Origin of the sequence: Roseibium alexandrii DFL-11, assembly GCF_000158095.2 — a bacterium.
Lineage (GTDB): Bacteria > Pseudomonadota > Alphaproteobacteria > Rhizobiales > Stappiaceae > Roseibium > Roseibium alexandrii.
The window spans coordinates 3,554,654-3,569,146 of the sequence record NZ_CM011002.1 but is presented as its reverse complement, the minus strand read 5'-3'; the positions used below and the strand labels follow the sequence as shown (position 1 = coordinate 3,569,146).

Sequence of the window (14,493 nt, the reverse complement as noted above, 5' to 3'; positions counted from 1 at the left end):
GCCATGACCACTGCGGCACTGGATCTTGAGGGACTGGCGTCTTGGCTGGAGCAAAACCTGCCGGGGTTCAAAGGGCCGTTGACTGCAGAAAAGTTCAACCGCGGTCAATCGAACCCGACGTTCCGGCTCTCCGCGCCCTCCGGCGCTTATGTGTTGCGGCGAAAGCCGCCAGGTGTGCTTTTGAAATCCGCCCACGCCGTTGACCGGGAGTTCCGGGTTCAAAAGGCCCTCGCAGCGACGGATGTTCCGGTCGCCCGGATGCATGTGCTTTGTGAAGACGATGATGTGATTGGCTCGGCCTTTTACATCATGGACCTGGTCGACGGGCGGAACTTCGATGATCCCCGGATCCAGGACGTCGATACGGCCACCCGGTTGGCAATCTACGACGAGATGAACCGGGTGCTCGCCGCCATCCATTCCGTGGATCTGGAGGCGGCTGGCCTGGCCGATTATGGCCCGGCCGGGAACTACTACCGCCGCCAGATCGACCGCTGGACCAAACAGTATCGGGCGAGCGAAACCGGAACGATCGCGGAGATGGACGCGCTGATTGAATGGCTCGATCAGAACATTCCGGACGATGACGGCCGCCGCACGCTGGTGCATGGCGATTACCGGATCGACAACATGCTGTTTGCAAAAGACAGTCCCGAGTGTGTGGCCGTACTCGACTGGGAGCTGTCGACACTCGGTCATCCTTTTGCAGATCTCGCAGCCCTTGTCATGCAATGGTGCTGCCCGCCGGGAACCGAAGGCCGGGGACTTGCTGGTGTTGATCGCAAAACGCTCGGTATTCCTGACGACCAGGCTTTTGTGGAAGCCTATTGTATGCGTATGGGGATCTCCGGCATTCCGGATTTCGGCTTTTATCTGGCGTTCTGCTTCTTTCGCATGGGCGCGATCCTGCAAGGTGTAAAAAAACGTGCGCTTGACGGCAACGCCTCCAATCCTGAGCAGGGGCTGAGGCTCGGCAAGGCGGTACCGGGTTTTGCCAAGGGCGGCCTGGAGGCTATCCAACATGGCTGATCAGCGTTTTTCAGGCCAAACGGTCATGATCACTGGGGCCGCCGGCGGCTTTGGTGCCGAAGCTGCCCGCAAATTTGCAGCGCTCGGTGCGCGGTTGGCCTTGTCGGACCGGGATGAGAGCGGGCTGGAGCAGATCCGTACCGAGCTGCAGGATATCGGCGCGGATGTCTGGGTTGAGGCCTATGACGTCGGCAACGAAAACGAGACCAAAGCGCATGTCGACCAAATTCTGGAGCGCTTCGGCTCCCTTGATATTGCGCTCAACAACGCGGGCATTTGTCACGATCTCAAACCTCTGACGCAGCTCGCAGTTGATGATCTGGATCGAATGTTTGCGGTGAATGTGCGTGGTGTCTTTTTAGGAATGAAATATCAGATCCCGGTGATGGCCAAGGCTGGGCGCGGTGCCATCATCAACATGGCTTCGGCAGCAGGGCTTGTTGGGGCCGGGATGTTGTCGGCTTATGCGGCCTCAAAACATGCGGTTGTCGGCCTGACCCGCTCGGCTGCCGACGAGACAGGCCGCATCGGTGTGCGCATCAACGCGGTCTGCCCATCCTTTGCGCAAACCGCGATGTACCAGAACTTTTCCGAAGCCTTGGCGGAAAGCCAGAATAGGCCGGCCAGCGAGATCGACGCAGCCTTCACAAAACGCAGCCCAATGGGCCGTGTCATCCGCTCTGACGAAGTCATCTCGGCGGTGCTCTGGTTGGCTGACCCGCACAACACGGCCGTCCACGGTCAGGCCATTCCGGTAGACGGTGGCCTGACCGCTGTGTGATGTGCCTAGTTTTTGCCTTGGAAAGAATTCTGGCACCTAAGTCATGTGTCTAGGCGGGAGCGGCACCGTATTTGTTTGGTCCCTTGTGCCCGGGAAGCAGACCGATAACTACTAAGAGAAAAAAACCGACTAGAACCAGCGTACCAATAGCGTCCGACCACAAATCAGCAAAACTTAAGCTCCATACTGGAAGAACAATCCATCCCGTAACTCCAAAATCATGAGTTCTGCGGACAGAAAGTGCTATATTCGGGATTGTCGTTAGAATGCCTAATACCCAACCGACTAGCGCAAACACCGGGCCTTCTAAAGAAAAACCCAAAATCAGTAGAATGGTTATCTGGAAAAACGAAAGAAAAAGAACAAAAAGAAAGTAAAACCAATAATCACTTCGTTTTGACCGTCCGTTGTAATTCAGCGTTTCGGCAAACGTCTGTTTAATGCTTCTAATCACTTGCAGACCTCACACGTCAGAAAACTCTGATTGTGTAGACGTCTCCAGACTAACGATGGTTCAAGAAAGATGGTTAAAATTTACAATAACTTAGGTTTATGAAACCCGTTCCCCAAGCATTTCGTGGAAAACCATCCCGGTCGACGGTAGCCCAACCGCTGTGTGATGTTCACGACCGGCCTTGCCTCAAGTGTCATCCCGGACGTGATCCGGGATGACACTTTCATTTCAGTTTGCCGCAGGTGTCGAGCAGTTTTCCGGCGGCGTTGCGAACGATTGGGTCCCGGGTCTCAGCTTGCGCTTCGCCCAGGATGACACATGATTGTGATGGCAGGCCAGTTCTAGAAGATTCAAACAAATAGCGTCAGCCTTTGTTTTTCTCGGCGAATGTGCCGCCGGTCTCGGCCATTTGGCGCAGGAGAGCTGGGACCTGCCAATAATAACTATCTTCTTCTGCGAAGGCTTCGATGCGCTTGACGAGTTCCGCTGCGCCTATCTGGTCCGCTGTGTGCATCGGCCCGCCGCGGAACCGCGGGAAGCCGTAGCCGAAGAGATACACCGCATCAATGTCGATTGGCCGGAGCGCGATGCCGTCCTCAAGAACGCGGATTGCCTCGGAAATCATCGCTGTCATAAACCGGCTGACGATCTCTTCTGCCGTGAACTTGCGCGGTGTGATCCCGGCCTTGGCCCGTTCTTCATCAATGATTTTTAGGGCATCCGGGTTCGGGCGGGCACCAGTCTCGTCGTAGATGTAAAAGCCTCGGCCGGTCTTGCGGCCGAACCAGCCCTCTTCGCAGATCCGGTCGAGGATCGGACTATAGCGCTCTTCCGCTGGCCGGGTGGCCGCGCGGCGCTTGTTGGTGGCCCAGCTGATATCGAGACCGGCGAGGTCGTAAACCTGATAAGGGCCCATGGCGAACCCGAAATTGGTCATGGCCGTATCGACCTCTTCCGGAGAAGCACCGTCCATCATCATGTAATCCGCTGCCTTCTTGTAAAAGGAGAGGATGCGATTGCCGATGAAGCCGTCGCAGACCCCGGCCCGGACAGCGACTTTCTTCAGCTTTTTTGCAAGGGCAAAGCCGGTCGCCACCGCGTCCGGTGCTGTCTTGTCGGCAACGACCACTTCCAGAAGCCGCATGACATGGGCTGGCGAGAAGAAATGCAGGCCAATGACGTCCTGCGGACGGCTGGTGACAGCGGCGATCTCGTTGATGTCGAGATAAGAGGTGTTGGAGGCGAGCACGGCGCCCTGCTTGGCCACCTTGTCGAGCTCGGTGAAGATGCTGCGCTTCACATCCATCTCTTCGAATACGGCCTCAATGATGAGATCGGCTTCTGACAAGGCACCCAATTCGACCGCGGAGGACAGATTGTTGGAGAGGATCTGATCGCGCTTGTCGGCGGCAAGCTTGCCGCGTTTGACGGCCCCGTCCAGGTTCTTGGCAATCGTCGCCAGGCCCCGGTCGAGCCCGCCCTGGTCGCGTTCGGTCAAGGTGACGTCAAACCCGGCCAAGAGGCACGCGGTCGCAATGCCGGAGCCCATCGTGCCGCCACCGATCACACCGATCTTGGCAATCTGGCGGGGTGTTTCCTTGGCTTCCGGGATTTTTGACACGGCCCGCTCGGCAAAGAAGGCGTGGATCAGTCCGGCGCGCTGCGGACTTTCCATGCAGTCCTGGAACAGGCTGCGCTCTTTTTTTAGGCCGTCGGCCAGCGGCAGTGTGCTGGCTTCAACCGCGTCCACGCACCTGTGCGGCGAGAACAACAACGGTTGTGTTTTTTGCAGTTTCTTCCGATAGGCCTCAATGGCTTGCTGGTCGGCGTCTGTATCAAGTTCGCCCGTCTTGCGATGGCTCAAGGTGCCGTCTGCAAGCGCCTGCGCTGCTTTGAGCGCAAGGTCACGTGGCGCGCCCTCTTCGACCGCATCGACCAGCCCGGACTCCAGCGCCTTTTGCGCCGAAACCGGCTTGCCGCTGGTAATCATGTCTAAAGAAGCAGCAACGCCGGCAAGCCGCGGTGCGCGCTGGGTGCCGCCTGCACCGGGCAGAATGCCAAGTGTCACTTCCGGCAGCCCGACCTTGGCGCTTGGGACGGCAATGCGCGCATGGCAGCTCAGGGCGACTTCCAGGCCGCCACCGAGAGCCGTGCCATGAATAATGCACACGATTGGTGTTTCCGAGTTTTCAAGGAAATTGCATAGGTCCGGCAACCACGGGTCCTGTGGTGGCTTGCCGAATTCGCGGATATCCGCGCCTGCAATGAAGGTGCGGCCTTCGCCATAAAGACCGATGGCCTTGATGCCGGGATCTTTCTGAAGGTCTGAAACAGCCTGGTGGATACCCTGACGCAGCGCCTGAGAGGCCGCATTGACCGGCGGGTTGTTGAGTGCGACAAGTGCCATACTCCCCTGTCTTTCGACAGAAACCACATCGTTCACCTTGCTGGCTGCAGACTGCACTGGCGTATCCATTGAAGCTCTCCCATTCGTTAGTTTTCCGAGGATTGGCAATTTGACGGAGTGTCTGTCAACCCGTCCAGAGGCGTAAGCCTGTTCGCGCTATTCGCCGGACCGTGGCTTGTCCGTGAAAGCGCACCGGTCAGGTTTCAGATCGATCAGAGGGGTGCCATTGAGGCAGTCGAGCCCGCGCACGGTCAGCAGCGGACCGTTGACGGAGATCAGCTTGACCAAAGAGGTGCCAATGGGGTTGGGCCGGTTGGGCGAGCGCAGCGCAAATGTCCCGCGGACATCCCCGGTATGCGCCGGGTTCTGGATGACCAGATCCCGCCGCGCACGGTCGAGCCAGTACAGCACCTCGATGCTGTCGAAGGTCTCGATGTTTTTAAGGGCCGGGACCCAGGGTTCGAACACCTCGATCCGGCAATCCGGCCCGTTTTCAGGATCGCCGCGCCGTGGGCACTCCTTGCGGTCGAGCCAGGGTGTATGGATGCGTCCGATGTAGCGCAGCTGGGCATCTTCGGGCGGTGTGGTCGGGACGAAAACTTCGTGTGGGCGCATGTCGGTCATGAAGATCTGTCAATTTGGTTCAAGGAGAGAGCCAGCGGACGCGGCCCAGCGGGGTCAGGTCATAGCCGCCCATACTGGCAGCCTTGTCCTGAAACTGCTGCGTCCGGGTGAAGTTCAAAAGCAGCTGGACCGGATCGGTGAAATAGGCCTTCCGGTCAATCAGGAGATCAAAGTGTTCATCGGTCAGCGGGACAAACCCGAGTTTATACTGTTTGGCCATGGCTTGAACGCCGAGCGCTGCGTCCGCCTCGCCGCTGGCAACGGCCCCGGCAGCCTCACTTTCTGTATGGGCAAATCCGCTTGAAGACTGAAGATCCTCTTCATTCAGCCCCGCCTCTCCCAAAAGCCTTGAGAAGAGGGCGGCTGCGCCAGCACCCGGTTGACGGCGCACAACGCGCTTGCCTTTGAGACCGGTAACCGAATGAATGTCATTGGCTGCATCGCTTGAGACCAAAAGACCGCGTTTTCGGCTGGCCCAGCCGATGAGCACCGCATCCGTAACCCCGAGTTCGGAAACAGAAGCAACATTCCAGCCGGTTTGTTCGGGGATATGCAGCCCTGACAAAGCGGCCCGGTGGCGGGCAAAACAGTCAAGACCTTCCCGGCTGCCGTTGAACAGCGTGGCAAGGCCGCAAGCTGAGTCCCTGATTGCCCAGTCCAGCAGGGGGTCATGCGAGCCGGTGATCACGGCAGGCCGGTCTTCCGATACAAGAGATCCGGAGCCCTCGATCCATGCGCGGATTTCAGAAGCCGGGAACAGGAGTTTGCCGGTGATGCGCCGGTGCGGGATCTCATTGGTTGCTGCGAGGTCATAGACCTTGCGCTCTTTGACCCGCAACAGGTCGGCGACCTCGCGGGTCGTCAGATAGTCAGGTTGCTGTCTGGCGCTTTGTGGCACTTCAATCCCCATGAATGGACGCTGAACTTAGCGGAGTTTCAAAGACTTGCACAGGGGTGTCAGCGGCCGAAAGACATGCGGCAGAGATCAGCTGAGTTTACCATGCCAAACACCAGATCACCTAAGTTGACAACAATCGGAAAGGCGAAACAGCGGCGGGCAGTGTTGTTGTGCATCGCGGCAAATCTAAATCCATCTAGTTTGTTTTGAACACGCTCATAAACGTTTGGTCTTTTTGCCGCTAATGGATCCTTAGAGCGTTCTAGTTCGCCGGAAATGCAGTTGGACAATAGGCGTTTTTTGATCATTGCTTGGCTCAGCAATTCTGCCGAAGTTGTTTCGCGCTGCAAAATATTCAATCAGCATGTGATTAAAAAATATTAGTTTTTTTTGATGCCCCCCCTTTCAAAGGGCTTTGATTTTTGTTTTTCTACCGCCCACAGCTGAAATGAAGACAGACGGCACGGAGGGGTGCAGTCAGAAATCGCGAAGGCTGATAAAAACAAACAAACCAGACTTGGGGACAAAATGGCGAATAATCGGGGCGCTGCTGTTAAGTATGACAGCGTTCAAAAAAGCTATGACGGCGAAAGCCTTGTCGTAAAAAATCTCAATCTGGATATCCCGCCGGGCGAATTTCTGACCATGCTTGGTCCGTCCGGGTCTGGCAAAACCACCTGCCTGATGATGCTGGCAGGGTTCGAACCGGCAACGCACGGCGAAATCTACCTCAACGATCGGCCGATCAACAATGTCCCGCCACACAAACGCGGGATTGGTATGGTCTTTCAGAACTACGCCTTGTTCCCGCATATGACAGTGTCAGAAAACCTCGCTTTTCCGCTTCAGGTCCGCAACGTCAGTAAAGCGGAGCAGGAAGAAAAGGTTCATCGCGCGCTCGATATGGTGGAGCTTGGGAGTTTCGGAAACCGGCGCCCGGCCCAGCTCTCCGGTGGTCAGCAGCAACGTGTGGCCGTTGCACGTGCTCTGGTGTTCGACCCCGAACTCGTTTTGATGGATGAGCCGCTCGGTGCGCTCGACAAGCAGCTGCGTGAGCAGATGCAGTACGAGATCAAGCACATCCACGAAAATCTCGGCGTAACCGTAGTTTACGTGACGCACGACCAGACCGAAGCGTTGACCATGTCGGACCGCGTCGCCGTGTTCAATGATGGCGTGATCCAGCAACTGTCCACGCCGGATGATCTGTACGAAGATCCGCAAAATTCGTTTGTGGCGCAGTTCATCGGCGAGAACAACAAGCTCAATGGAAAGGTTGTTGAGATCCAGGGCGAGGAGTGCCGTGTGGAGCTTGGTGACGGAACGCAACTCAAAGCCGACCGTGTGAACGTCAGCTCTGTTGGCGACAAGACCACGTTGTCGCTCCGTCCCGAGCGCGTCGAATTCGATACCCACGACAGCATGGACAATATTGTCGATGGTCGGATCGAAGAACTCATTTATCTGGGTGACCACATCCGCGTTCGCATGAACGTGGCTGGCAATGATGAGTTCATTGTAAAAGTTCGCAACCGCGGAGAGAAGCGCAAGCTTCATGTCGGCGAAACAGTCCCTGTGGGCTGGTCGTTGAATGACTGTAAAGCGCTCGACGCTGTTGTCTAAAGTCGCAAGGCGGCCGCGGTTTGGCCGCCAGCGAGATCGACGGAAGAAAACCGTTCAATCCTAAAAGAGGGAGCTACCAAACATGAAGCTCAAGACTTTGATCCTTGCCGGTACCGCCATGGCTTTTGCGGGCAGTGCTGCGCTCGCACAAGACATGACGATTGTGTCTTGGGGTGGTGCATATTCTGCTTCGCAGAACAACGCCTACCACAAGCCGTACATGGAAAAGAACCCGGGCGTAAACATCATCAATGATGAGTCGTCTGCTGAAGCTGTTGCCAAGCTGCGCGCAATGAACGAGGCGGGCAACATCACCTGGGATCTCGTGGACGTGGTTGCCTCCGATGCGATCCGTCTGTGTGACGAAGGTCTCGCGATGGAAATCGATGCGGACTCGGATTTGGCTGCTGCTCCGGATGGAACGCCGGCTTCTGAAGATTTCGGCGACCTGCTCGTTTCGGAGTGCTTCATCCCGCAGATCGTTTATTCCACCACCTTCGGTTACCGCTCTGACGTTGAAGAATGGGGTGGTAAAGAGCCGACAGACATCTGCGCGGTATTCGATACTGAAACGTTCCCGGGCAAGCGGTCGCTTGAAAAGCGTCCGATCAACAACGTCGAATGGGCGCTACTTTGTGATGGCGTTGCCAAGGAAGACGTCTATGACGTTCTGGAGACCGAAGAAGGGCTGGACCGGGCACTCGCAAAGCTCGGCACGATCAAGGACGACGTGATCTGGTGGTCTGCTGGTGCGGAAACTCCGCAGCTGCTGGCTGACAAAGAAGTTGTCATTGGTTCGACCTACAACGGTCGTCTCTTTGCTCTGATTGAAGAGCAGAAGCAGCCGGTCAAGATGTTGTGGGACGCCCAGGTGTTCGACCTTGATGGCTGGATCATCCCGACTGGTCTTTCCGATGAGCGTTTGGCGCGCGTCAAGGACTACATCATGTTCGCAACGGACACTCAGCGTCTTGCAGACCAGGCCAAATATATCTCCTACGGTCCGGCTCGTAAGTCGTCCGCTCCGCTTGTTGGTCAGCACGCATCACTGGGTATCGACATGGCTCCGCACATGCCGACAGATCCGGAGAACGCCAAGAACACCTTCCTCTATAATTATGAATGGTGGGCGGATTATCGCGACGACATCGACGCGAAATTCCAGGCTTGGCTGGCTCAGTAAGCCGTAACGCCTTGTTCCGGGTGGGCATTGCTCACCCGGGATATTCATTTGACATGCGGAAGATTATTTCATGAGCGATACCACTGCCGGTGAAGTTCTAACGACACAGGACGGCAAACCGCTGAAGGCCGCGCTCGCAAAAGCGTTGCGCCGGGAAAAGCTAAGGTCTCTGGCGCTGATCGCGCCGCTGCTGGTTTTCATTTTGATCACCTTTGTAGCGCCGATCGTCGACATGCTGTTCCGGTCTGTCGAAAACGGCATCGTCGCCGATACGCTGCCGCGCACTGTGATCGCTTTGCAGGAGTGGGACCCGAATTCTGGTCAGATCCCGGACGAAACGGTATTTGCCGCGCTCTACGGCGACTTGCTCGTCGCAGTCGATAAGAAAACACACACACGGCTCGGGTCCCGCCTGAATTATGAAGAAAGCGGGATTTCCAGCCTCTTCAGAAAGACCGGCCGGCGCATCAAGCGCATGGATGAAGACAGCGCCTTTCAAGCTCAATTCATCGATGCCGACAAAAAGTGGGGTCAGGTCGAAACCTGGCAGGTTCTTCAGCAGTTCTCTCCGCGCTACACCGACGGATATTTCCTGAACTCGGTGGACGCCCACCGCACCGTTGATGGTATTGAGCTGAAACCAGCGGACGAGCGGATCTATATGTTCCTGTTCGCGCGGACCCTGTTTCTGTCCATCGTCATTACACTGTCCTGCTTGTTGCTTGGCTATCCAATAGCCTTTTTGCTGGCCTCGCTGCCGCTTCGAACGTCCAATTTGTTGATGATTCTTGTGCTCTTGCCGTTTTGGACCAGTCTGCTGGTGCGCACATCGGCCTGGAAAGTGCTTCTTCAGCAACAAGGGGTGATCAATGACTTCCTTGTCTGGATTGGAATAATCGGGGATGCCAACCGGCTGGTGATGATTAACAACCAGACCGGCACGATCATCGCCATGACACATATCCTGCTGCCCTTTATGATCCTGCCGCTCTTCTCGGTGATGAAGACAATATCACCGACCTACGTGCGGGCGGCCAAAAGCCTCGGCGCCAACGATTGGACGGCGTTCTGGAGGGTCTACTTCCCGCAATCCGTGCCCGGAATTGGTGCGGGCGCGGTTCTCGTCTTCATTCTGTCGATCGGCTACTACATCACGCCAGAACTTGTGGGCGGCACTTCGGGTATCTTTATCTCCAACCGGATTGCCTATCACATCTCCTCATCCCTCAACTGGGGTTTGGCTGCTGCTCTTGGAACGTTGCTGCTGGTCGCCGTTATGGTGCTGTTCGTGGTTTACGACCGGATAGTAGGCATTGATAACGTGAAACTTGGATAGGAGACGGATATGAGCGCTTTACCCCCTTATGCGTCCCCATTGCAGCGGACGTGGTTTTATACTTTCCGTATCTTTTGTGGCTTGATCTTCTTTTTTCTGATCTTTCCGATACTGGTGATCCTGCCACTGAGCTTCAATGCGCAGGATTTCTTCACCTTTACGAAGGAGATGCTCGCCCTCAGTCCGGAAGGTTACTCCTTCAAACATTACAACGACTTCTTCACCAATCCCGATTGGCAACAGGCATTGACCAACTCGGTCCTGATTGCCCCCGTGGCGACCATTCTGGCAACGGGTTTCGGCACACTGGCTGCCATCGGGTTGTCTCAAAGCCATGTGCCCTACAAGTCTGCGATCATGGCGATCCTGATCTCTCCAATGATCGTGCCGCTGATCATTTCCGCGGCCGGCATGTACTTCTTCTATTCCCGGATCGGCCTGCAGGGAACATATTGGGGCGTCGTGATGGCGCACGCAGCGCTTGGCACACCGTTTGTCATCATCACGGTGACAGCAACATTGGTCGGTTTTGATCGCAGTTTGGTTCGCGCGGCAGCAAGCATGGGCGCCAATCCGGTTACCACCTTCTTCAAGGTGCAGATGCCGTTGATCGTTCCAGGTGTTGTTTCCGGCGCATTGTTCGCTTTCATCACGTCCTTTGACGAAGTGGTTGTTGTTCTGTTCTTGGGATCAGCTGGCCAGAAGACACTGCCATGGCAAATGTTCACCGGTCTACGCGAACAGATCTCACCGACGATTTTGGCGGTCGCCTCGCTCATGGTGGCGATTTCGATTGCGCTTCTAACAGTGCTGGAACTGTTGCGGCGCCGGTCGGAACGCCTGAGAGGCCTAACACCGGGATAAGAGACCTTGCGCCATCTGTCCGGATTTGCGCAGGACGTGACGGTTTTGAACATGCCATGCGCACGCTTGCGCAGTAGGAAATAACCGAGCTGTTTCCAAAAGACCGGTGGCGGAACGCCAGTCACCGGGTGGACGGACACCCGTCCCGGCAGCAAGACAATTTGGGTTTGGGCCTGGCGGGCCGGCTTCTTTTCAGAAGCCGGCCCGTTTTCTTTTTTGAAGGGCTCTTTTTGGTGGTGACGCACAGGAGGACGCTATGAACGACGACATGATCCGGATTTATGAAATGAACAATGGCGAAAAGGCATTCTCGCCATTTTCGCCGCAGGAGATGGACCGCCGGCAGGCTCAGCTCAGGACCTTGATGGAAGACCGGGAAATCGACGCCTGTCTGTTCACCTCGTATCACAACATCTGCTATTATTCGGGCTTCCTGTATTGCTACTTCGGCCGGAAATACGGGCTCCTGGTCACTCAGGACAAGGCAACCACGATTGCCGCCGGGATCGACGGAGGCCAGCCGTGGCGCCGGACCCATGGTGACACCGTGATTTACACAGACTGGCGCCGGGACAATTATTTCCACGCCATCCAGTCGTTGCTCGGCTTGCCCAATGCCTCTGTGCGGCGTGTCGGCATCGAGTTCGATCACGTCTCTCTCGATCTATTGAAGCAGCTTGAGGCAGCACTACCTGGGGTCGAGCTGGTCGACATTGCAGCGGATGCCATGAGCCAGCGGACCATTAAAAGCGCGGAAGAGCATGTCTTGATCCGTGAGGGCGCCCGCATCTGCGACGTCGGCGGGGCGGCGCTCGTTGATGCCGTTCAAGCGGGCGTTACCGAGCACGAAGTCGCGATCGCATCCACCAATGCCATGATCCGCGAAATCGCAAAATCCTTCCCGTTTGTCGAGCTGATGGATACGTGGACCTGGTTCCAGTCCGGTATCAACACGGACGGCGCACATAACCCGGTGACCAACAAGGTGGTGGAAGCCGGCGACATCTTGAGCCTGAACTGTTTCCCTATGATTTTTGGCTACTACGCGGCGTTGGAGCGTACTCTGTTCTGCGAGCATGCTTCCGATGACCATTTGAAGCTTTGGGAAGTGAACTGTCACGTCCACCGTGAAGGCCTGAGGCTCATCAAGCCGGGTGCGCGCTGCCGTGACATCGCGGCGGAGCTGAACGACATCTACCGAAGCCACGATCTTCTGAAATATCGCAGTTTTGGATATGGCCACTCATTCGGGGTGTTGAGCCACTACTATGGCCGTGAGGCTTCGGTTGAGTTGCGGGAAGATGTCGATACCGTCCTGGAACCGGGCATGGTTGTTTCCATGGAGCCGATGATCATGATCCCGGAAGGAGAGCCGGGTGCGGGCGGATATCGCGAACATGACATCCTGATCGTAACGGAAGATGGTGCGGAGAACATCACTGGCTTCCCGTTTGGTCCGGAGCACAACATCATCCCGAAACGATAGTTGCGGTAGCCGCTGGGACATTGTGGGGTCCGGCGGCGGCCATGCAGGACGAATTGTGCTGCAATTCGAATTTTGAAGCCATTGGCTCAACGCGCATGACCGGGCATTATCCAGCCGCAACAAAAAGCGACATCCAGTTTGGGAGACAGTTGAAAATGATCAAGATCCATGGCCGCAAGACCTCGGCCAATGTGCAGCCCGTGATCTGGTGCCTGGACGAGCTGGGTGTCGACTACGAACGCCTTGATGTCGGGGGCCCGTTTGGCGGCACGGACACCCCAGAGTTCTTGGGCATGAACCCGTTGGGTCTTGTGCCGGTTCTGGAAGAAGATGGTCAGGCGATTTCGGAAGCCGTCACCATCCTGCGTTATCTGATGAGACGCTTTGGCGGACATCCGAGTGACCCGATGGCGGCCGCGCAGATCGAAAAATGGGCCGACATGTCCCGTCAGCACATCTATGTGCCGTTGATCCCAACGATCTTTATCCAGATGGTCCGGGTGACTGCGGAAGACCGCAACGGAGCAGCGGTCGCCCAGGCAGAAGCTGCTCTGAAGCAGGCGATGGCTATCTTCGAGGCAAACATCAAAGGTCCGTTTTTCGGCGGTGACGCACTTAATCTCGTCGACTACCAGGTTGGCGGCCTTTTGTACCGGTACTACGAGCTGGATTTCGATCGTGCGGATCTCCCGCAACTGAAAGCCTACTATGATCGGCTGTGTGAGCGGAAAGCCTATCAGGAGAACATCATGATCGACTTTTCCGCGATGAAGGTTCCTGGCGCTTGAGTTCCTAATGCGCTTAAACTCAACGAGGCTTCAGGGGAACCTGGAGCCTTTTTTGTGTGCCGGATGCAGGTCCTTTTTGGCACAACTACACTTTTCGGCTGCGTTTGAACATGCAATCACTTGGGTAAAACCAAATAGGCTGTTGGGTGACGGGAGATACAGGAATGAAGTTGTTGCGGCATGGGGCCCCAGGCGCCGAAAAACCGGGCCTTCTGGACAAGGACGGCAAGATCCGCGATCTCACGGGCATTGTTCCGGATATCGCGGGTGCGGTTTTGTCAGATGCCGGTCTTTCGGCCCTTCGCGGCATTGACGTTGAAAAGCTTCCGGAAGTCACGCCTGGAACGCGACTTGGCCCCTGTGTTGCCGGAACAGGCAAGTTCATCTGTATCGGTCTGAATTACGCAGACCACGCGGAAGAGGCCGGCATGGATGTGCCGCCGGAACCGATCATTTTCATGAAGGCAACCAGTGCGATCTGTGGTCCGAACGATCCCACTTTATTGCCGCGCGGCAGCGAAAAGACGGACTGGGAAGCTGAACTGGCTGTCGTGATCGGCAAGACCGCGAAATACGTCAATGATGCGGACGCCATGGACCATGTGGCCGGATATGCGGTGGCCAATGATATCTCGGAACGCAGCTATCAGATTGAGCGGTCAGGCCAGTGGACCAAAGGCAAGTCCTGCGACAGTTTTGGTCCGGTCGGGCCATGGCTGGTCACCCGTGACGAGGTCGCTGACCCGCAAGATTTGAACATGTGGCTGACAGTAAATGGCGAAAAGCTTCAGGACGGCTCCACCCGCACAATGGTCTATTCTGTGGCGTATCTCGTCTCCTATCTCAGCCGGTTCATGTCGCTGCATCCGGGCGACATCATTTCCACAGGGACCCCTCCGGGTGTCGGCATGGGCATGAAGCCGCCGCGCTATCTAATGGCAGGAGACGTTGTGGAGCTCGGCATCGAGGGCCTCGGCTCCCAGCGGCAAGCAGTCATTGCGGACTGACACTTCCTTACTT

Annotated in this window: 14 protein-coding genes; 9 read left to right on the top strand and 5 right to left on the bottom strand. The window is 56.4% G+C overall.

The features are described from left to right. Positions 1-3 precede the first annotated feature (3 nt). Both SADFL11_RS16385 and SADFL11_RS16380 read left to right on the top strand, forming a co-directional pair. Complete coding sequence (locus SADFL11_RS16385) at positions 4-1,029, top strand: phosphotransferase family protein (RefSeq protein ID WP_008190998.1); 1,026 nt, start codon at positions 4-6, stop codon at positions 1,027-1,029. Next, the gene (locus SADFL11_RS16380; protein WP_008192829.1) at positions 1,022-1,810 is read left to right on the top strand and encodes an SDR family NAD(P)-dependent oxidoreductase; all 789 of its coding nucleotides are present in this window, start codon (positions 1,022-1,024) and stop codon (positions 1,808-1,810) included. Before SADFL11_RS16385 ends, SADFL11_RS16380 begins: the two co-directional genes overlap by 8 nt. Positions 1,811-1,859: 49 nt before the next feature. Here SADFL11_RS16380 and SADFL11_RS16375 read toward each other — a convergent pair whose 3' ends face one another. The 5 genes from SADFL11_RS16375 to SADFL11_RS16355 form a co-directional block, all read right to left on the bottom strand. Then, positions 1,860-2,264: a DUF805 domain-containing protein gene (locus tag SADFL11_RS16375; protein ID WP_040451269.1), complete on the bottom strand. Its 405-nt coding sequence runs from the start codon at positions 2,262-2,264 to the stop codon at positions 1,860-1,862. Between the two features lie 364 nt (positions 2,265-2,628). After that, positions 2,629-4,740 carry a 3-hydroxyacyl-CoA dehydrogenase NAD-binding domain-containing protein gene (locus SADFL11_RS16370; RefSeq protein WP_040451271.1) on the bottom strand — a complete coding sequence of 704 codons (2,112 nt, stop codon included), beginning with the start codon at positions 4,738-4,740 and terminating at the stop codon, positions 2,629-2,631. Positions 4,741-4,827: 87 nt separating this feature from the next. After that, on the bottom strand, positions 4,828-5,286 hold the full coding sequence (tsaA, locus tag SADFL11_RS16365; RefSeq protein ID WP_008196158.1) for a tRNA (N6-threonylcarbamoyladenosine(37)-N6)-methyltransferase TrmO: 459 nt from the start codon (positions 5,284-5,286) through the stop codon (positions 4,828-4,830). Between the two features lie 28 nt (positions 5,287-5,314). Continuing rightward, on the bottom strand, positions 5,315-6,193 hold the full coding sequence (locus SADFL11_RS16360; RefSeq protein ID WP_228198211.1) for a helix-turn-helix transcriptional regulator: 879 nt from the start codon (positions 6,191-6,193) through the stop codon (positions 5,315-5,317). Positions 6,194-6,252: 59 nt separating this feature from the next. Next, positions 6,253-6,552: a hypothetical protein gene (locus SADFL11_RS16355; protein WP_040451275.1), complete on the bottom strand. Its 300-nt coding sequence runs from the start codon at positions 6,550-6,552 to the stop codon at positions 6,253-6,255. 169 nt (positions 6,553-6,721) lie between these two features. On the opposite strand from SADFL11_RS16355, the gene SADFL11_RS16350 reads away from it, so the two are divergent. From SADFL11_RS16350 to SADFL11_RS16320, 7 genes are all read left to right on the top strand, one after another. Beyond that, the gene (locus tag SADFL11_RS16350; RefSeq protein WP_040452714.1) at positions 6,722-7,816 is read left to right on the top strand and encodes an ABC transporter ATP-binding protein; all 1,095 of its coding nucleotides are present in this window, start codon (positions 6,722-6,724) and stop codon (positions 7,814-7,816) included. 82 nt (positions 7,817-7,898) lie between these two features. Beyond that, positions 7,899-8,999: an extracellular solute-binding protein gene (locus tag SADFL11_RS16345; RefSeq protein ID WP_008193479.1), complete on the top strand. Its 1,101-nt coding sequence runs from the start codon at positions 7,899-7,901 to the stop codon at positions 8,997-8,999. Positions 9,000-9,069: 70 nt separating this feature from the next. Next, positions 9,070-10,335 carry an ABC transporter permease gene (locus SADFL11_RS25620; protein WP_008190554.1) on the top strand — a complete coding sequence of 422 codons (1,266 nt, stop codon included), beginning with the start codon at positions 9,070-9,072 and terminating at the stop codon, positions 10,333-10,335. A 9-nt stretch (positions 10,336-10,344) separates the two neighbouring features. After that, entirely contained in the window at positions 10,345-11,199 is an 855-nt protein-coding gene (locus SADFL11_RS25615; protein ID WP_040451277.1) for an ABC transporter permease, read from the top strand. Positions 11,200-11,455: 256 nt separating this feature from the next. Beyond that, positions 11,456-12,685 carry a M24 family metallopeptidase gene (locus SADFL11_RS16330; protein ID WP_008191567.1) on the top strand — a complete coding sequence of 410 codons (1,230 nt, stop codon included), beginning with the start codon at positions 11,456-11,458 and terminating at the stop codon, positions 12,683-12,685. Between the two features lie 155 nt (positions 12,686-12,840). Further along, positions 12,841-13,473: a glutathione S-transferase family protein gene (locus tag SADFL11_RS16325; protein WP_040452715.1), complete on the top strand. Its 633-nt coding sequence runs from the start codon at positions 12,841-12,843 to the stop codon at positions 13,471-13,473. A gap of 164 nt (positions 13,474-13,637) precedes the next feature. Next, complete coding sequence (locus SADFL11_RS16320; protein WP_008196010.1) at positions 13,638-14,480, top strand: fumarylacetoacetate hydrolase family protein; 843 nt, start codon at positions 13,638-13,640, stop codon at positions 14,478-14,480. The last annotated feature ends 13 nt before the right edge of the window (positions 14,481-14,493 follow it).